The 17,634-nt window shown below is 62.7% G+C and carries 19 protein-coding genes; 5 read left to right on the top strand and 14 right to left on the bottom strand.

Annotated features, from left to right (window positions below):
• The first annotated feature begins 15 nt into the window (after positions 1-15).
• On the top strand, positions 16-138 hold the full coding sequence (locus AXW67_RS44740) for a hypothetical protein (RefSeq protein ID WP_256380050.1): 123 nt from the start codon (positions 16-18) through the stop codon (positions 136-138).
• Between the two features lie 29 nt (positions 139-167).
• Here the strand turns inward: AXW67_RS44740 and AXW67_RS04370 are convergent, their stop codons facing one another.
• The 10 genes from AXW67_RS04370 to AXW67_RS04415 form a co-directional block, all read right to left on the bottom strand.
• A complete protein-coding gene (locus tag AXW67_RS04370) occupies positions 168-1,181 on the bottom strand; it encodes a formate dehydrogenase subunit gamma (RefSeq protein ID WP_027557004.1) in 1,014 nt (337 codons plus the stop codon).
• Between the two features lie 43 nt (positions 1,182-1,224).
• Complete coding sequence (fdh3B, locus tag AXW67_RS04375; protein WP_011088224.1) at positions 1,225-1,821, bottom strand: formate dehydrogenase FDH3 subunit beta; 597 nt, start codon at positions 1,819-1,821, stop codon at positions 1,225-1,227.
• A gap of 12 nt (positions 1,822-1,833) precedes the next feature.
• The gene (locus AXW67_RS04380) at positions 1,834-4,776 is read right to left on the bottom strand and encodes a formate dehydrogenase subunit alpha (RefSeq protein WP_063676849.1); all 2,943 of its coding nucleotides are present in this window, start codon (positions 4,774-4,776) and stop codon (positions 1,834-1,836) included.
• A 2-nt stretch (positions 4,777-4,778) separates the two neighbouring features.
• Positions 4,779-4,997 (bottom strand): twin-arginine translocation signal domain-containing protein, encoded by a 219-nt coding sequence (locus tag AXW67_RS04385; RefSeq protein ID WP_027557006.1) that lies wholly within the window; start codon positions 4,995-4,997, stop codon positions 4,779-4,781.
• Between the two features lie 29 nt (positions 4,998-5,026).
• Positions 5,027-5,806 (bottom strand): Cro/CI family transcriptional regulator, encoded by a 780-nt coding sequence (locus tag AXW67_RS04390; RefSeq protein WP_063676850.1) that lies wholly within the window; start codon positions 5,804-5,806, stop codon positions 5,027-5,029.
• A gap of 129 nt (positions 5,807-5,935) precedes the next feature.
• The gene (locus AXW67_RS04395; protein ID WP_063676968.1) at positions 5,936-6,562 is read right to left on the bottom strand and encodes a DUF3306 domain-containing protein; all 627 of its coding nucleotides are present in this window, start codon (positions 6,560-6,562) and stop codon (positions 5,936-5,938) included.
• An 11-nt stretch (positions 6,563-6,573) separates the two neighbouring features.
• The gene (locus tag AXW67_RS04400; RefSeq protein ID WP_027557009.1) at positions 6,574-7,089 is read right to left on the bottom strand and encodes a DUF3305 domain-containing protein; all 516 of its coding nucleotides are present in this window, start codon (positions 7,087-7,089) and stop codon (positions 6,574-6,576) included.
• On the bottom strand, positions 7,086-8,093 hold the full coding sequence (locus AXW67_RS04405; protein ID WP_063676851.1) for a DUF6352 family protein: 1,008 nt from the start codon (positions 8,091-8,093) through the stop codon (positions 7,086-7,088). The genes AXW67_RS04400 and AXW67_RS04405 overlap by 4 nt, the downstream gene beginning before the upstream one ends.
• Positions 8,090-8,629: a DUF6505 family protein gene (locus AXW67_RS04410; RefSeq protein ID WP_063676852.1), complete on the bottom strand. Its 540-nt coding sequence runs from the start codon at positions 8,627-8,629 to the stop codon at positions 8,090-8,092. The genes AXW67_RS04405 and AXW67_RS04410 overlap by 4 nt, the downstream gene beginning before the upstream one ends.
• A complete protein-coding gene (locus tag AXW67_RS04415) occupies positions 8,626-9,468 on the bottom strand; it encodes a biotin/lipoate--protein ligase family protein (RefSeq protein ID WP_082907754.1) in 843 nt (280 codons plus the stop codon). The genes AXW67_RS04410 and AXW67_RS04415 overlap by 4 nt, the downstream gene beginning before the upstream one ends.
• Before the next feature lie 63 nt (positions 9,469-9,531).
• Here AXW67_RS04415 and AXW67_RS04420 point away from each other — a divergent pair, with 63 nt between their 5' ends.
• Entirely contained in the window at positions 9,532-11,502 is a 1,971-nt protein-coding gene (locus tag AXW67_RS04420) for a 4Fe-4S binding protein (RefSeq protein ID WP_063676853.1), read from the top strand.
• Between the two features lie 3 nt (positions 11,503-11,505).
• A complete protein-coding gene (locus tag AXW67_RS04425) occupies positions 11,506-11,799 on the top strand; it encodes a hypothetical protein (RefSeq protein WP_245315411.1) in 294 nt (97 codons plus the stop codon).
• 12 nt (positions 11,800-11,811) lie between these two features.
• On the opposite strand, the gene AXW67_RS04430 is transcribed toward AXW67_RS04425, so the two are convergent.
• A complete protein-coding gene (locus AXW67_RS04430; RefSeq protein ID WP_063676854.1) occupies positions 11,812-13,104 on the bottom strand; it encodes a c-type cytochrome in 1,293 nt (430 codons plus the stop codon).
• Between the two features lie 281 nt (positions 13,105-13,385).
• Here AXW67_RS04430 and AXW67_RS04435 point away from each other — a divergent pair, with 281 nt between their 5' ends.
• Positions 13,386-13,625, top strand: a complete 240-nt coding sequence (locus AXW67_RS04435) for a hypothetical protein (protein ID WP_063676971.1) — start codon at positions 13,386-13,388, stop codon at positions 13,623-13,625.
• A gap of 80 nt (positions 13,626-13,705) precedes the next feature.
• Here AXW67_RS04435 and AXW67_RS04440 read toward each other — a convergent pair whose 3' ends face one another.
• The 3 genes from AXW67_RS04440 to AXW67_RS04450 form a co-directional block, all read right to left on the bottom strand.
• A complete protein-coding gene (locus tag AXW67_RS04440) occupies positions 13,706-13,915 on the bottom strand; it encodes a hypothetical protein (RefSeq protein ID WP_063676855.1) in 210 nt (69 codons plus the stop codon).
• A gap of 168 nt (positions 13,916-14,083) precedes the next feature.
• Positions 14,084-14,971 (bottom strand): Crp/Fnr family transcriptional regulator, encoded by an 888-nt coding sequence (locus tag AXW67_RS04445; protein ID WP_082907755.1) that lies wholly within the window; start codon positions 14,969-14,971, stop codon positions 14,084-14,086.
• Positions 14,972-15,480: 509 nt separating this feature from the next.
• Complete coding sequence (locus AXW67_RS04450; protein WP_082907756.1) at positions 15,481-16,149, bottom strand: LuxR C-terminal-related transcriptional regulator; 669 nt, start codon at positions 16,147-16,149, stop codon at positions 15,481-15,483.
• 584 nt (positions 16,150-16,733) lie between these two features.
• On the opposite strand from AXW67_RS04450, the gene AXW67_RS04455 reads away from it, so the two are divergent.
• Positions 16,734-17,618 (top strand): LuxR C-terminal-related transcriptional regulator, encoded by an 885-nt coding sequence (locus AXW67_RS04455; protein WP_145927411.1) that lies wholly within the window; start codon positions 16,734-16,736, stop codon positions 17,616-17,618.
• Positions 17,619-17,634: the final 16 nt, after the last annotated feature.

A 17,634-nucleotide genomic window follows, 5' to 3' on the forward strand; every position in this document is an offset into this window, starting at 1 on the left:
TGTTGGAGGACAGCGATGAAGGCCTTCATCCTTGCCTGCGTTGCGACGATCGTGATTGCTGCGGCTGGAGTTGTCGTGCTCGACAGCGTACAGCAACCCGTCGCCGAAGCTTTTGCGACGACGGGCGTGCGTCTGTAGGCAATGCGCCGCCTGCTCTATTCGCTGCCCTATTCGGCTGCGGATGCGGCATGGCGGGGCCGCGGCTGAGAATCGTTCGGGCCGCTCCGTGCCGATTGCTGGTCGAGCCACAGGCTGTGGTGCTCACGCGCCCAATTGACATCCACCTCACCTGATCCCATCGCCTCGAAGGCTCCCTCCATCCCGATCGTACCGATGTAGATGTGAGCGAGCATCGCGGCGATGAACAGCACGGCCACGATCGAGTGAACGACCTGGGCAATCTGCATGCCCTCGATTCCCGTCAGGTAGAACGGGAACATGAGCTGATACCCGGTCGCAGCGACGATGCCACCGCCAATCACAACGATCCAGTAGATGCCCTTTTGACCGGCGTTGAAGCGGCGGGCCGGCGGATGATCGTGACCGATCAGGCCACCGCCACGCTTGATCCACTCCAGATCCACCTTGTTCGGGATATTGCCGCCGATCCACATCAGAAAGATCAGCACGACGCCAATCGTGAAGGGAAAGCTCAAATAGTTGTGGGCGAATTTCGCCCATTGCGACCATTCGGAGAAGGCATCGAATCCAATCAGCGGCAGCAGCAGCGGCCGTCCGAACGTGATGTTCAGTCCCGAGATCGCCAGGATGACGAAGCAGGTCGCAGTCATCCAATGCACGAAACGCTCAAAGGTGTTGAATCGCACGATGGTGCGGCCGGATCGTCCGCTTTCGAGGCGGACCATGCCGCGCGTCAAATAGAAGATCACGAGCACCGCCAGCATGCCGAGCATTGCAACGCCGCCTATCCACCGTAGCGCGACGTTGCGGAATTCACGCCACTCCCGGCCAGCCGGTTGCACCAGCACGCTGGAGCGCTGGTCGGGAATGCTGACGCGTCCCTGGATCCGGTCCATCTCCTGAAGCAACTGGCGCTCGTTGACCGAGCTCGCCGTCGGATTGACCTGCTGGGCCAGCGACGGTGTCGGAACTGCCATGATCAACAGAAGCAACGCCCACGCGCCGATGGCTGGACGAATGAACCTTGCAAATGAGGACATGAACTCCTCCTCGGCATTTGTGCCGCGTCGCCCGCGGCCTGCTTCAGGACTCGATCGTCTCGCGATAGGCGGTCTTCCAGCCCCACGCGCCTGAACCGTAGCCGCGCTTCAGCACGCGCTCCTTATATATCTGGGCGATGATCTCGCCGTCGCCGGCGAGCAGCGACTTGGTCGAGCACATCTCGGCACACAGCGGCAGCTTGCCTTCGGCGAGGCGGTTCGCACCGTATTTCTCGTATTCCTCCTTGCTGCCATCGGCCTCGGGGCCGCCGGCGCAATAGGTACATTTGTCCATCTTGCCGCGCGAGCCGAAATTGCCGACCTTCGGATATTGCGGCGCGCCAAACGGACAGGCGTAGAAGCAGTAGCCACAGCCGATACAGAGATCCTTGGAGTGCAGAACCACGCCGTCGGCAGTGGTATAGAAGCAGTTCACCGGACACACTGCCGCGCATGGCGCATCCGTGCAGTGCATGCAGGCCATCGAGACCGAACGTTCGCCCGGCTTGCCGTCGGCGATGGTGACGACCCGGCGCCGGTTGATGCCCCAGGGGACCTCGTGCTCGTTCTTGCAGGCCGTGACGCAGGCGTTGCACTCGATGCAACGGTCGGCGTCGCAGAGAAACTTCATACGTGCCATCGTCGTTGCTCCTTATGCCGCCGCGATCTGGCAGAGAGTGACCTTGGGCTCCTGCATGCCCGTCGCGGGATCGTATCCGTAGGTGGTGATCGTGTTCGCGCTTTCGCCGAGCACGATCGGGTCGGTGCCCTTCGGGTAGTTGCCGCGAAGATCCTTGCCAGCAAGCCAGCCACCGAAATGGAAGGGCATCCAGGCAACGCCCTTGCCGACCCGCTCGGTGACGAGCGCCTTCATTCTTGCCCTGGAATTGTTCTCGGCGCCCGTGACCCAGACCCAGCCGCCGTCCTTGACGCCGCGCTCGGCTGCATCGGCGGGATTGATCTCGATGAACATGTCCTGCTGCAGTTCGGCGAGCCACGGGTTGGTGCGCGTCTCCTCGCCGCCACCTTCGTATTCGACCAGACGACCGGACGACAGGATCAGCGGGAATTGTTTTGCAATTCCCTTGTCCACCGCAGCTTTCTGCACGGAGAAGCCGATATTGGGCATCCGGAACTGCTTGGCGTCGGGCAGCGTCGGGTATTTGGCGACGAGGTCGACGCGCGGTGTGTAGATCGGCTCGCGGTGGACCGGGATCGGATCCGGCAAGCCGAAGGCATTCATGCGCGCCTTGCCGTTGCCGTAGGGTACGCAGCCATGCGCCAGCGCGACGCGCTGGATGCCGCCCGACAGGTCGAGCGACCACGACACTGTGTCCGGATTGGCTGGATTGACCTTGTTGATCACGGCCATTTCCGCTTCGGTGAGCTCGGTGTCCCAGCCGAGCTTCTTCAGGCTCGCCAGCGTAAATTCCGGATAGCCGTCCTGGATTGCCGACCCCAGGGAGTACGAGCCATCCGCGAGCAGGCTCACCTTCCGCGTCGTGCCGTCCGGCAGCTTCTCCTCGCGCTCGAGGCCGAACCGCGGCCGGAACGTGCCGCCGCCATCCATCACGTGCAGATTGGTATTGTAGAGCAAGGGCGTGCCGGGATGCTTGACCTCCGGTGATCCCCAGCATGGCCAGGGCAGACCGTAATAGTCGCCGCCGACCTCGGGATCGTCCTTCGGCGCCCGCATCGTCAGCATGTCGAACTTCGCCTGGTTCTTCATGTGCGCCTTGAGGCGCTCGGGCGATTGTCCGCAATAGCCGGTCGACCAACTTCCGCGATTCATCTCGCGTAGCACATCCTCTGCTTCAGGAAGATTGTTCTCGACCTTGATTTTCTTGAACATTTGGTCGGCGAAGCCAAACTTCTTCGCCATCAGATAGATGATCTCGAGATCATCCTTCGACTCGAAGATCGGCTTCACGATCTGCTCGCCCCATTGCAGCGAGCGGTTGGAGGCAACGCGCGATCCCTTGCACTCGAATTGCGTGGCGACCGGCAGAATGTAGACGCCATCCTTGCGCCCCGCCTCGACGGAGAGCGAGGCCCAGGTGGTCGGATGCGGGTCGGCGATGACGAGCAGTTCGAGCGCCTTCAACCCATTGAGGGACTCAGGGATTCGGGTAATGCTGTTGGAGGCGTGTCCCTGCACGAACACCGCCTTCACATTGTCTTTCTGCGCGACCTGATCCTTCGGCAACGTCACCGCTTCGAACCAGCGGGTCAGCGGAATGCCGGGGGTTTCCATGATCTGCTTGGAGTCGAAGCGCGATTTCAGGAAGTCATAGTCGACCTCCCAAACACGCGACCAATGCTTCCAGGCACCTTCGGCGAGGCCGTAGTAGAACGGCAGCGTGACGATATCGAGCCCGACATCCGTCGCGCCCTGCACGTTGTCGTGGCCACGGAAGATGTTGGCGCCCGCGCCGGCCTTGCCGACATTGCCGGTCATCAAAAGCGCGATGCAGCTCGCCCGCACGTTGGCGGTACCGACGGTCTTCTGGGTCTGGCCCATGGCCCAGATCAGCGTCGCCGGCTTCTCGGTGGCAAACATCTTGGCAACGCGCTTGAGCTGCTCGCCGGGAATGCCGGTGACGCGCTCGACTTCGTCCGGAGGCCATTTATCGACCTCCTTCTTGAGGTCGTCGAACCCGTAGACGCGTTGCCGGATGAACTCCTTGTCCTCCCAGCCGTTCTGGAGGATGTGCCACATCATGCCGTAGAGCACCGGGATGTCGGTGCCCGGCCGCATCCGCACATATTCGGTCGCGTGCGCGGCCGTGCGCGTCAGGCGTGGGTCGATGACGACAAAGTTGGCCTTTTGCAGCTCCTTGCCCTCGAGCAGATGCTGCAGTGAGACAGGATGCGCCTCCGCCGGATTGCCGCCCAGGATGACCTGTGTCTTCGCATTGCGGATATCATTGTAGCTGTTGGTCATCGCGCCGTAGCCCCAGGTATTGGCGACGCCGGTGACGGTGGTCGAATGGCAGATGCGGGCCTGGTGATCGGTGTTGTTGGTTCCCCAGAACGCGCCGAGCTTGCGGAACAGGTAGGCGCCTTCATTGGTCATCTTGGCCGAGCCGAGCCAATAGACGGAATCGGGACCCGACTTCTCACGTACAGCTTGAAGTTTGTCGCCGATCTCGTTGATCGCGGTATCCCAGGAGACGCGGGTCCACTGCCCGCCCACCAGCTTCATCGGATAGCGCAGCCGCCGCTCGCTGTGCACGAGCTCGCGCACGGACGCGCCCTTGGCGCAATGCGAGCCGCGATTGATCGGCGAATCCCAGCTTGGCTCCTGGCCGATCCATACCCCGTTCAAGACCTCGGCCGTCACCGTGCATCCGACCGAGCAATGCGTGCAGATGCTCTTGCGGACGGCCGCGCCTGCGGTGAGCGGACCGGCCATCGCCGCTTCCGCCTTGCGCACGCTGCCGACCGGCAGGGTGCCGAGCGCGGCGAGCGCGCCGCCGGCAAGACCGGATTTGCGCAAGAAGCTGCGGCGGTCGAGACCGCCAGCCTGCCCCGCGAGGGACTCGGCAACGGAACCGTGGCGCAGGGACTGCTGGTGTGCTCGCTTGATCAGCATGGTCAGCCCCCCTTAGCCGGATAACGATTGACGCGGTAAAAGGCCTTGACGTGATCGGTTTCCTTGTAGCGCGCCTTGCGCTTCTCATCGTTGGTTTCGCTGTCGGCCTGCGCGGACCCGACCAGCGGTGTCGCGAGTGTCGCGCCGGCGCCCACCGTGCCGATGCCGACCTTGCGCAGAAAGGCGCGGCGCCCAACTGTGGTTTTGCTGTCTTCACTCATCGCATCTCTCCTGGACCTGCAGTTGCAGGTCAGTTGGCGAATGTGAATGCTTCCGTCTCGATCTCGATGAAGGCGCGCCCCAGTGCGCCAACCGCACGATAGAAAATGGCGCTCTCCGCGCTCTCGATGTCGGCGAACAGCCGCCCCATCCAGGGCGCGACGTGTTTTTCGAAGAAGGCGCGCTGCGCCTCGAACGACGCCGCGAAGCGGCCTGCCGCGAAACCTGCCATGATCTCGCACAGAATGGCCGCGTGATCTTCTGGCTCCGAATTATTCGCGACGCACGCGATCCCGGACGCAGCGAGGTCGGCGCGCAGGCGCGACAACGGCCGCTCGTTGAGAAAGCCGGTCAGGTAGTAGGAGGCATAGGGCAAGAGCTCGCCGCGGCCGAGGCCGATGAACAGATCGAAATATTCGCGTTCGACCTTCGCTGCGACCGCGTTGGCGGCGGCTGCAGCCAGCTCAGCATGCGCGCGCCCGAGCGGCGTCGCATCACCGGTCAACGCTGAGAGTTGATCGAGTAGTCTTCGTGACGGTGCCGCGGATAACAGCGTCGCGAGCAACAGATATTGCTGCGCACGTGCCGCATCGACCAGATCAATCGCCTCTTTGGACAAAAGCGGCTCGCTGTACAGATCAGGCCGCAAGTCATTGCGCGATACGCCGGTGGCCGCTTCGACGGCAATCACCCGTTGCGCTGGCACCTTGCTCCAGTTCGAAACGGACGGCTGGCTGATGCCGATTTTGCGCGCAAGCTCTGCAACGCCGCCGGCGGCGTCAATGGCTCGCTCAAGGCCATCATCACGCACGTGGACCTCCCATCAGAGTCCGAGGTGCTTGATTTTTCTTTTGTTACAAAGCGCTAGGCGAAGCGTAGTCCCGGTTCCGCGGGGGGTCAATTGCCCCATAGTCTGAGGCTATAGCCTTTCGTCGGGGGTTTAGCGGGGCAGCGCGCCGCCATGCGTGTGGCGCCGAACCAACATCCGTTCGCTTTCAGAGCTCTCAGCGACAATTGGTTGCGTTGCAGCAGGAGCAGGTGCCGGTTCAGTGGTCGCGGCTTCTTCGGCGACGACCTCAGCGTCCGACGTCCCGGCCTGGCGCAATTCCCGCGGAGAATCCGTGACTTCAACCGGAGGCTCGGACAGCGCCTCAGCTGATTTGCTGAGGCCGCCGACGATCTTGTCCACGAACGCAGCCAGCTCTTGTTCGGAGCAATCCAGTGGACCAAAGCCCGGCATCGCGGTCGGATCGTTGAAGTCCCAGGCGTTTTCGGCAAGCCCGACGAAGTCGCGAATGGCGGGGTCGGCGATCCAGGCGCGACGAAGCGCCGCACGCGTCAGATCCTGCGGAATCCCTTTGCGGAGGAATGCCTTGATGTCGGTCGCTGATGTGATCGAGTCGATCGAAGGCAGGCTCGAGATGTCGAATTCCGCTTCGTCGTCCTTCGCGGCGGGCGGTGGTGCTGTTTGCATGTCGTCGTGCGTTGCCGGGGCCGGTTGCGTGGCGTTCGCCCTTGCCTCCTGCTTGCGACGGGACCAGCGTGCCAAAAACTTGTCCTCGCCCAACTTGTCCTCACTCATTCGTGTCCGCCTTCATGCTGCCGGCGCGCGAGCGCCTCCGGATCGGCCTGCCGCCGCTTGCGTTTGAAGAACTCGCGTTCGACGTGGTGCTCGGCAACGAAGCTTTCAATCTGCTCGCGCAGCATCTCCGGCATGGGAACCGCCTCGACAAGATTCGCACCGGCTTCCGTGAACGCCTCGCCTTCGGCAGGATCGGCGGTGGCGGCAGCCACCGAATAGGGCCAGGCGCCTTCTGCCGGCGACAATACGGTCCAGATGCTCGGACTTCCCGAGGCGAGATTGTCGCGATAGCGCGCCGTCTCGGAACTGTAGAGATCGACCATGGCGCTGCCGGCGTAGAACAACGTCGTCCCGTCCTCTTCGCGCAGCACCGTCCAGGGCTTTGTGTCCAGCTCGTCCGGCAGCACGGCGACGGCACGCCAGACAAAGTCGGTCCACGGCGAGTCCGCCCTGTGCCGCTCGACCACGATGCCGACGGGGATGCGCACAAGCGGCAGCGCGGCCGGGCTCATGTCACCATCTCCAGGTGTTTGATCGGCAACCCCGTCAGCAGGTTCTGCGGCTTCATCCGGAGCTTGTGATCGGAGCTCATCGACAGAATGAGATAGACCGGCTCACCCTGCATCTCGGCTGCAGCCGCGTTCGTGTCTGCAAACCTCAGGCAGAACAATGAGAGCACGCGTGCGGCGCTGCGATCGTCGAGCCGCTCGCCGTGCCAGAGACGGTCGCCGAGCCTGGTCGCATCAGTGTCGAGCCCCACATACCAGGTGAGGTGCGCATCACGCAGCTCGCGCAGCGGCTCGATGCTGACGTCGATCCCGAGCAGATGGGAGATCCAGCGCGCCATCGCCTGCGCCAGCGCGCTCGGCCCGCGGCCGCCTGCGGTGAGGTCGAACGCCATGTCAAAATGGTCACTTCTAGGCCAATAATCGTCGGCATTGTCCTCGCTCAAGACGTCCAGCTCGGCATCGGTCACTGCCCCCAGCATCGACATCAGCGAGAGCACCGGGGTCGGGCTCTGCCCACCGACGACCTCTTCATCGCCGAGCAGCAGGGCCCGTTCTTGCGGCAGGATACGCTGCGGGCGGAAGAACAGCTCGGCTGCGCGCAGCACGAACGGATCATCGCAGCCATCGAGCGCATTGCGCAGGATCACGTGCACGAGCTGATTGACGAACAGCGGCGGCACATCGTTCGCCCCCGACCGGACGGTTGCAAGATAGGCGGCCTCCAGCGTCGGATGCCGCACCAGCAGATCGCGATAGGCAAGCACGAGCCGCCAGTTCTCCCTCGCATCCGCATCGACAATCGCAGCGATCTCGTCCGCGCTGACCGGCCGGCGGGGAGCGGCGAGCAGCTCGCGGTGCAGCCGCCGCTCGACCGGGCATGCTTCGTCCGGTGGAATCAGCTCGGGACGGACGAAATAGGCTTTCAGGAACTCCTCGGTGACGCAAAGCCCGCCGCTCTCGTCACGATCGAGCAGATGATGGCCGCACGCGATCCAGAAATCATTCATCGGTGCCGCGGCTCCTGGTTCATATCGGCGAGCCTCAGATTGCTGTCGGGCTCGACATCATCCTCGACTTCCATGAACGAGAACGCCTTGCTGTGTCCCTGCCCTGCCCGCAGTTGCAGCCTGCGGAACGACTCCCGGACTTCGCCATCGCTCACCGAACGGTGAACCGCGATGAGCGAACTGATCGGATGCGTGCAGAGCGACTGCGCAAAGGCGACCTCCTCTTCCGCAGCCGTCCGTGCGGTTGCCAGATCCGGCGCGCCGAAACGATCGATGAGTTGCCCGGCGAGGAGTTCGATCAACGCCCTGCGATCGTCGTCGGTTGCCGGCACAATCTGCACCAGTGTCGACCACCCCCAGGATTGCACCCCGAGGAAGCCGCTGCGGAAGGCCGCACGCGCCTTGCCGCTCATGGCCGTCGGATCCTGGTCGCAGAAGCGGAACGCGCCGGAGACGGCCCATTCGCCAGGTTCGGCCGGCGCGTCGAACACAAAAGTGTCGGAGGGATCGAGCGCGATGGTGCGCAGCAGTTTCACAGCCGCGGTCCTCCGAGCTTCGGATCGAGCCAGGACGGCGTGGCGAGCGCCTTGACCAGTTCGCTCCGCTCGGTCCGGTCAGTGTTGATGCGGCGTGCGAGGAGATCGCCGCAATCATCGATCCGCAGGACGGTTTTCCGCTCGCGGGCCATGCGACTGAGATAGTCGCGCGCGACGCCGTCAAAGCCATCGACCTGCCAGCTATCGATCACGCGCATCAAATGCCGCGCGAAGCTCTCGGTCACCTCTACGGCGCCCGCTTCGCCAAACCCCTCCTCATCCAGCGCGGACGCGAGCGGATGAACGCCCGGCCCCTGGTCGGCCATTGCGACCGTCCGGATCATCGCGCCAAACACGAGCCAGGCGGGCGGCTCATCCTCGCGCGCGGACGACGGCCATCCCATCCGCCCGCCGCCGACCAGCCCCCCGTCAATCTCGACGGCGTCGGGCCAGCCGATCGCGACCGTCTTGTTCGGCGGCGCATAGGCGCGAAGAGCGTCAGTGAGCGCGACCATGCCCGCGTAGAAGGCGCGTCGCGCGGTGCTCAAGGGTTCGCCCGGCTCGAGCACCACGGCGAATTCCGCAAGATCGAACCGGCCGACGCACACCAGCGTCCCAGCGCCGCTTTTGGGTGCAATGCGGCAAGCGTGGGCAAAGGCGTCTCCGCTCTCACGCAACCGGACGAGCGTGAATGGCGGCGGCAGATGGATCGGTTCCGCCAGGGAAACGTGGCTGGTTGGGGTCGACCGCAGGGCCGTCCTCCACTTTCCTTTTCTTCCCGATAGTGAAAATCTATACGAGGTGCAGGAACGGCGCGAGTCCGTAAGACGGCGCCGCACTGGCGGAGGGATCACCTGGAGCAGCCAGCGAAGACCGTCCTGATCTGCTCGTGTGAAGACACGATGCGCCTTGACGTGGCCGCTATCCGGCGTGGATGCCCCAATTGCGAGATCAGGAGCCATCGCCATCTCTGCGGCGCAGAACTCGATCATTTCCGCAATGCCGCAAAGGCGGACGGCCCGCTGACGGTCGCCTGTACGCAGCAGGCCGCGCAGTTCACCGACGAGAGCGGCGAACGCCCTGGCGGCATCAGCTTCGTCAACATCCGCGAGACGGCCGGCTGGTCGCGCGACGGCGCGAATGCGGGCCCGAAGATGGCCGCGCTGCTCGCGGCGGCTGAGATTCCCGCGCCGGACTATCCGTTGGTCACTTTGACGAGCGACGGCATCATCCTGATCTATGGGCGCGACGAGGCCGCGATCGAAGCCGGGCGGCTGCTCGCGGATCACCTCGATGTCACGGTCATGCTCAAGCAGCCGGCAGACGTCACGCCGCCTGGCACGGCAGTATTCCCGATCGTGAAGGGCACGATCCGCAACGCGCGGGGACATTTTGGCGCTTTCGAGCTCACGATCGACGACTACGCTCAGCCGCACCCATCTTCGCGCGACCGTTTCGTGTTCGAAGTCCCGCGCAACAGAGCGACCTCACGCTGCGATCTCGTGCTCGACCTCTCCGGCGGGGCGCCGCTGTTCCCCGCGCACGACCTGCGGGACGGCTATCTCCGCGCGGATCCGAAAGATCCCGCGGCCGTGCTGCGTGCGGTGCTTGCCGCGCGCGATCTCGTCGGAAGCTTCGACAAGCCGAGATACGTCGACTTCACGCCCAGCCTCTGCGCGCATTCGCGCTCGAAGCTGACCGGATGCCATCGCTGCCTGGATTTATGCCCGACCGGCGCGATCACGCCGGACGGCGACCATGTCGCTGTCAACGCAGAGATCTGCGCGGGTTGCGGGCAATGCGCGTCCGCCTGCCCCACAGGCGCTGCATCCTACGCCCTGCCGCCCGCCGACATCCAGTTGCAGATCCTTCGCGCCATGTTGCTCGCCTACCGCGAGGCCGGCGGCACGCAGCCGGTGCTATTGCTGCATGACAGCCAGCACGGCACGCCCCTGATCGATGCGCTCGCCCGTCATGGCGACGGATTGCCGGCCAATGTGATTCCCCTCGCCGTCAACGAGCTGACGCAGGTCGGCCTCGAGGCCATCATCGGCGCATTCGCCTATGGCGCAGCTGCCGTCCGGTTCCTGCTGCGCGCCAAGCCACGACACAGCGTGACCGGATTATTGCAGACGATCGGAATGGCCGAGACCATTCTAGCCGGGCTCGGATTTGACGGACGCCGCGTGACCACGATCGAAACCGACGATCCCGACGCTCTGACTGAGCAACTGACGGGGATTGGAGACCTTGCCGGCCTCGTGACATCGGCCACTTTCCGGACCGTCGGTAAGCGCGGCGACCTGCTTCGCTTCGGCTTGAGTGAACTGCACCGCCTCGCCCCCAACCAGGTTGATGTGATTGCCTTGCCTCAGGGCGCGCCGATCGGTGCGATCACCGTCGACACCGGCGGTTGCACGCTGTGCCTGTCCTGTGTGTCGGCCTGCCCAACCGGCGCGCTTCGTGCCGATCCCGACCGTCCCGTCCTCAAATTCGTGGAAGACGCCTGTGTGCAGTGCGGACTGTGCCAGAGCACCTGTCCTGAGAAGGTCATCACGCTCACCCCACAGATCGACTTCCGGGCAAGGCGCGCGCCGGCGCAAGTGATCAAGGAAGAAGAACCCGCCCTGTGTGTTCGTTGCGGCACGCCCTTCGGCGTCAAGAGCACGATCGACCGGATCGCGACCAAGCTCGAGGGACGCCATTGGATGTACCCCGCCGGCGACAGGCGGGCCGAGGCCTTGCGCATGTGCGCCGACTGCCGCGTCATCGTCATGAGCGAACAGCAGTTCGATCCGATCCAGGACGTTCCGGAACGCGCGCCACCACGGACGACGGATGATTATCTGCGCCAACGCGAGAACAAGGAATAGCCGATGCCTCGTTTCATGATGGTTCCGTCGACATGCCTCATCGCCACGATGCTTGCCGGCACGGCCGTCCCCGCCGCCACCCTCACCAAGGCGGAAAAGGTCGCGCTCAAACAGGCGGTCGTCGCCTGCAAGGCGGAGGCAAAGGGCAAGAAGATCAAGTGGCTGTCACGCCGCAAATACGTCAACCAGTGTGTCGTGACGGCGCTCAAGGAACATCCCAGCATCGATGTTGCTCGCATGCTCGAGGAGCGCCCTGAGCTGACGAATATGCCCGTAGAGCAATGGCCGGGGTATTAAATTTAGATCGAGCTACTTCGATGTCGCACGCGCCAGAAAGTCAGTGAGCGCGCGGCGATCTTCGGCTGAGCCGATGTGCTGCTCCGGCATCTTGGTGCCGGGCGTATACGCGTTCGGCCCGATTTCGAACAGCTTTGAGACAGTCTCCGGCGTCCAGACAATGTCCATCGCCCTGAGTGCGTCGGAGAAGCGGTAGCCCGGCAGCGAAGCGATCCTCCGGCCGAAGAGCCCGGCAAGCGTCGGGCCGGCGCGCTGCACCTCCGTCTCCGACAATGTGTGGCAGGCGACGCAGGCCCTGAAGATTTCGGCGCCGTGATCGCCGGCATAGGCGGCGAGCGGATCCGCCGGCGCGCCCAGCACGTTCGAACCGATCGCTTCGCCGGTCAGTGCATTCCAGCGCCTGATCTTGCCGTCGGCGTTGCCGGTCAGGAGCGTCGCGCCATCGGGCAGGAACGCAACCGACCAGACCGGCATGCCGAGCGCGGCGAGCGTTCGCACCACGCTGCGCGTTTTGCGATCGACGATCGTCACAGTGCCGTCAATCGCCGCCGCAGCGATCAAGGCGCCGTCATGCGAGATCGCCAGGGCCACGATCGGCGTGGCGCTGGCCATGACCTCGCCATTTCCCTTGCCATCGGCACTCAGCATGCGCAGCTTTCCGTCTGCTGCGCCGGTGACGATTTCGCCATCAGGCGAGATGGCTACGGCATTCAGCGGCGACGGCACCGTGACGACCTCGGCGCTGCCGTCCGGCGGGCGCCAGATCCGCACCGTGAGATCATAACCCACGCTCACCAGTGATTTTCCATCGGGGGCAAAGGCCACGCCGTTCACGTTTTGCGAGTGACCTTGCAGCACGCGCGTCCCACCGTCGATCAGCGATGAAATCCGCACCGTGTGGTCCCACGAGGCTGATGCGAGCTTCGATGCATCAGGCGAAACGGCGAGCCCGGCAATAGGTCCCGCATGGCCCTCGAGAACCCGATCCGGCTGCGGCCGGCCCGGCACCCAGATGGCGATCTGGCCGTCCGCACCGGCGGTTGCCATTCTTCCATCTCCGAGGAAGGCAACCGCATTCACCGCGCCCGAATGGAAGCGAAGGACCTGCTCGGCGGACTCGGTTGCGAGGGACCATCGGATCGCTGCGGTGTCGAAGCTACCCGACAGAACCGTCTTGCCATCGACCGAAACGGCGATCGCACGGACAGGCCCGCCGTGTCCCGCCAACTGCGCCTGTGCGGGCTGCAGCGCAAGGAGCAGCGAAGCCGTCAGAAGCACGGTGGCGAGACGCAAGGTCAAATCCATTAGCTGTCGGAGATACTCACAGCGACGCCCCGTGCCATTCCGCCTGGCTTTAGCGGCACGGCCAAATGCCGACCCGCGACGCCCGTCAGCTCCTGCCGGCGGTCGTTCTGCAGATCTCGCGTGTCCGTTCCGACAGGCTTGGGGCCCTTGGGCAAAAACGCACCCGTTTGATCCAGCTCAACGAGGGGACCTCGCATTGGGTTCCAGGTGCGACAAGCGGCGCCTTGAAAGGCGACCTACATGATAGCAGTCTTATGGCGCCTCACAGATCGAGGCCGAACATGCAGATTCACCCGAAGACATATCTGCAGCTCATCTCGCGGTTGTGGCACTTTCGCGTGTTTCCGCCGCGACACCGCGACTCGCCCGCCCGGGACGCCTCGCCACTGCTGATCTACATCGTCGCCGTGCTAGCGCTGCTATTGGCTGTCCTTGAGGTTGACCTCCACCGTGAGTTGCTTCAGTCCTTCGGACTGCTCGGCGATCCCGCTGGGATCAACCCGATTTTTATGAGCCCTTGAGATACAGCCTATGACGCTGCGGCTCCCGCAGGCGAACAAACCGCCCGACGCATTGTTCAAGACGCACGGCAGCATTCTCTCTACGGCTGTGCTCCCCTTGGAAACACCAGGGATCGATCTTCGAAATCTTCAACCGCCAGTCTGCCCTGTTGCGCCTTATGCATCTCTCGCATAGCGGGCATCCCTGCCACCGATGCGCGATTCTCCGAGGATGGATGCGATCGAAGCATATTCGTCGCGCCCACGATAACCGCGAGGGCGGTGAGGCCGGAGATCATCAGGAGCTTCATGCGAACCTCCGTTGGTTCTGCGAGAGTAGAAGCTCTGACTAGTGCAGGACTCGAAGCCGCCGTGTGAGATCCCTCACATTTCTCATTTTCTTGATGATGCCCGCCACGCGTCCGGAACGGGAGCAGAAACCGGCCCTGCCCGGCGAAGCCGACGATTGCTTCGAAGATCTATAGTCCGCCGCGCGGAGAGTGAGGATAAGTTGCGGGCAGCGGCGTTAGTCCGGCGACTGTCAGGACCAGAGGCGTGACGCGGCGATCTTCGTCTTCAGACGTGCGAGCTTCGGCCTGACACTTGCTCCCGAATTCCTCCAGGCCCGCGCGCTTCTCGAACATCGCCGACAACAGAGACGCGAGTGGAGATTTCTTCTTCAACTCCTCGACGTCGACGACGCGGATCGCATGGCGGCTCTCTCGCTCGATCAGGCCGCTGTCGCAGAACCTCATCATCGTGCGGCTCAACGTGTCGCAGTTGATGACGAGATAGTTGGCGATGTCGGTGCGCGACATCGGAAGCTCGACCGTCACGCTGCGGGAGTCCATGCGCCCCTTCCTCAGTGCCAGGGCCAGGATGAACGAGGCGACGCGCTGCTCGGTCTCGAGGCGACCGACCAGCAATTGATGAATGTTGGCACGTGCCAGTTGATTGTGGCACCGCATGACCAGGAACGCCCAGTAATCATGCACCGGCACGATCCGATTGGCGGAGGGCGGATCCAGGGACACCAACGATGCGCGAGTGATCGCCCTCAGCGAAACGCCGGGCGCGGGAAGCACCGTCGCGGCCGACAGCACGTCGCCGGCGACGAGAAAGTCCAGCACCTGCAACTTTCCTTTGGCCGGCGTTGCGTCAATTGCCAGCATGCCCTCCCGCAGCACCACCACCTTCCCCGGCGGAGGAAGCGGAACGCGCTGCTGCGAGTTGAGGTGCAGGCAGTCGCCATCGGCGCAGATGTATTCGATAAATTGTCCGACTTCGTCGAGCGGCGGGTTGAGTGTGGATGAACGCAATTGCGGTGGAGAAAGATCTTCAACAAATGGCTTGCGCCGGGGGATCATTGCAGGGCCCTCTTCGGGAGCCTTGGCGCTGACCTCGCGTCAGCGACGAGCGCTCAAAATCAAATGAATAGATAAACAGCAACGCAGAGGGCGAAGTGTATCACGCGCAGCCGCCGATCGAACGGTCATGAGGGGGTAGACCTCATGCGCCGCATTTCGAATCGAGAATACCCTTTTGGTGGTAATCCCAAATTGCGGCGCTGGGGCTTGATGCGCTTGTCTGATTCCACTCTTGGCGGACGCAAGCCGCATCCCGGTTGAAGGCGCCACTACAATGCCAAAGCGCGGGTGTGTCCAACGAGAAACCCTGTCGCGCGTCAGAGTTCTCCATCGGAGACGCGCGCGAGCATATCCAGGCATCGCGCGCCACATCATCGTGCAGCCGCGATGCTGCCTGACGTCAGTCCTCGATGAAACCGCTGTCGAGATGCATGGCCACCGCCACAATACTGTCGCGGTCGATGAACACGGCCGGATCGGAGAAAGAGTGTGCTGGCGACTAACGCCATTCAGCTGCGGCGAATGCGTGGCCGCCCCTTTTTTGGAGCCACTTCACTCGCGCTGCCGACCCGAGCGAGAGCAAGTGCTGCCAGCACCGTGCGATTGGAGACCTGGAGCTTCTGGAAGACATGATGAAGATGCACCTTGATGGTGCCATCCGAAATATTCAGCCGGCGCCCGATTGCCTTGTTCGACAATCCTTCCGAAACCAGACGTATGATCTGGCGTTCGCGATCCGTCAGCGTCATCAAGGCATCCTCCGAACCCTGATCGCGAGGAGCCGGCCTAGGCAGAGGCGAAAGGTCGCGGCCTTCCGCGATTTGACGCAGGGCCTGCAGGAGTACTTCTGGCGCCACTTCTTTCAAGAAGATGCTGTGACCATTGATCGCAGTTGACGCGACCAATTCGCGCCCATGCTCCGCCGTCGTGAAGAACACCAATCGCGTCTGGAGTTCTTCCGAGTTCACAATGGAAAGAAGTTCGAGGCCGGACAGACCGGGCAGCGCGACATCGACGATGGCAATGTCAGGCTCGAGATTGCGCAACGCCTCAATGAAGCCCGCGCCATCACTGCAGGACGCAACGATTTTGAAGTCGCGGTCGGCTTCGAGCAGGCCACTTAAGCCCAACAGCACCACCGGATGCCGGTCCGCTATGACGACACTGATACGACCCATCTGGGCGATCCCAACCTCCCCCAACGTGATGAACCGCCCCTGACCCCCGCTTATTCCGCAAACACTGCCACGTTTTCCCTACCGGCACATTCCGTAGGATGCCGGTAGGATTGGTACGAACGACTCCACCGTAGCACACGAGGTTCGCCGATTCTGTTAAGAAGAATACACAATCCTTGCTAATCATTTTATCGTTAACTCGCGCATAGGATGCATAATTGCAACCTATAGCGGCGTTTTTTCGCCCGCCGACTTCAAAGCTGCAGCCGCGCGACATTTAAGCTCACCCCCAGAGCGCCTATAACCAAAGATATATATGGATATCGGTAATTAGAATCTAACATTCAGAAAAGGCTCCGCGAAATAATCAAGGCTTTGGGAACTACGGGGTGCGGACCCCCCGAGTTCTGCCAAGGAGAGCGACGAAAGGAGACAAGAGAGGACTACGACAGCCGCGATCTACACGATGGGACCGATTTCGAGACCAAGACCATTTCAGGACCAAAACAGCATTCCCTCGTGCCAGCACCGGATGTCGACTGCCCCGTCTAGATTGTCATTGCGTCAAGGGCTGGGAGTGAAAAATGTTGAGGCGACGATTTATCGCAACGGTTGTTATTGGAAAAAGCGTATTAATAAGAGAGGGCATCGCCGGAATACTGAGATCGGCGAATTTTCGCACTCTGACCTCTGTATCATGCGTCGATGACCTGCCGCCGGGCAAGCTGCAACCGCAAGATCAGCTGGCCTTAATGCTACATACCGGCGACGAGTTCGATACGGTGATCGAGCAACTCGAATTCCTGCGGGATCGCAATCCAAAAGTTCGTATTGCGATCGTCACCGATCACTATCGGCGGGACGAGATGGTTGCCGCGTTTCGCGCGGGTGCCAACGGCTATTTCGTCGATGCTATGACGCGCGATGCCTTCATCAAATCCATTGAACTGCTGATGATGGGCGAAACCGTCTTCCCACCGGCGTCTCTGATGTCAATTGCACTCGAACCGGAGCGCGATATTGACCGAAAGCTGGAGCGGCAGGACAACGGCGATCCCAGACTCCTCGCCATGGAGGAGGACCAGCCGGCGCAGCAGTTGTCACCGCGCGAGAAATCGGTTCTGCGGTGCCTGATCGCGGGCGACTCCAACAAGTCCATCGCGCGCAAGATCGACGTCGCCGAGGCGACCGTAAAGGTTCACGTCAAGGCGATCCTTCGCAAGATCCGGGTTCAGAACCGGACCCAGGCGGCGATCTGGGGAATGAACCACTGGTTTCCGGCGCCGTCGGCAAACACGAGGATCGGCGCTTCGCCTCCGACCGTCCAGATCGGCAAACGGCCCTTCGATACGATCGACGTAGCGTCCAACGTCGAGCCGATCGAGGCATCGCCTCCGATGGAGATGCCGACGCCGCTGCCAAACCATGTGAAGGCGCGTCGTTACGGGCGCCTGCTTCGAGGCGATTGAGCCGCGGCGACACGTC

Source organism: Bradyrhizobium neotropicale, from assembly GCF_001641695.1.
Lineage (GTDB): Bacteria > Pseudomonadota > Alphaproteobacteria > Rhizobiales > Xanthobacteraceae > Bradyrhizobium > Bradyrhizobium neotropicale.

Coding starts and splice junctions, on each gene's coding strand:
- AXW67_RS04455 (WP_145927411.1), top strand. CDS start 16,734: ATGTTGAGGCGACGATTTATCGCAACGGTTGTTATTGGAAAAAGCGTA.
- fdh3B (WP_011088224.1), bottom strand. CDS start 1,821: ATGGCACGTATGAAGTTTCTCTGCGACGCCGACCGTTGCATCGAGTGC.
- AXW67_RS04385 (WP_027557006.1), bottom strand. CDS start 4,997: ATGAGTGAAGACAGCAAAACCACAGTTGGGCGCCGCGCCTTTCTGCGC.
- AXW67_RS44740 (WP_256380050.1), top strand. CDS start 16: ATGAAGGCCTTCATCCTTGCCTGCGTTGCGACGATCGTGATTGCTGCG.
- AXW67_RS04420 (WP_063676853.1), top strand. CDS start 9,532: ATGCGCCTTGACGTGGCCGCTATCCGGCGTGGATGCCCCAATTGCGAG.
- AXW67_RS04405 (WP_063676851.1), bottom strand. CDS start 8,093: ATGAATGATTTCTGGATCGCGTGCGGCCATCATCTGCTCGATCGTGAC.
- AXW67_RS04450 (WP_082907756.1), bottom strand. CDS start 16,149: ATGGGTCGTATCAGTGTCGTCATAGCGGACCGGCATCCGGTGGTGCTG.
- AXW67_RS04445 (WP_082907755.1), bottom strand. CDS start 14,971: ATGATCCCCCGGCGCAAGCCATTTGTTGAAGATCTTTCTCCACCGCAA.
- AXW67_RS04425 (WP_245315411.1), top strand. CDS start 11,506: ATGCCTCGTTTCATGATGGTTCCGTCGACATGCCTCATCGCCACGATG.
- AXW67_RS04400 (WP_027557009.1), bottom strand. CDS start 7,089: ATGAGCCCGGCCGCGCTGCCGCTTGTGCGCATCCCCGTCGGCATCGTG.
- AXW67_RS04370 (WP_027557004.1), bottom strand. CDS start 1,181: ATGTCCTCATTTGCAAGGTTCATTCGTCCAGCCATCGGCGCGTGGGCG.
- AXW67_RS04435 (WP_063676971.1), top strand. CDS start 13,386: ATGCAGATTCACCCGAAGACATATCTGCAGCTCATCTCGCGGTTGTGG.
- AXW67_RS04430 (WP_063676854.1), bottom strand. CDS start 13,104: ATGGATTTGACCTTGCGTCTCGCCACCGTGCTTCTGACGGCTTCGCTG.
- AXW67_RS04440 (WP_063676855.1), bottom strand. CDS start 13,915: ATGAAGCTCCTGATGATCTCCGGCCTCACCGCCCTCGCGGTTATCGTG.
- AXW67_RS04380 (WP_063676849.1), bottom strand. CDS start 4,776: ATGCTGATCAAGCGAGCACACCAGCAGTCCCTGCGCCACGGTTCCGTT.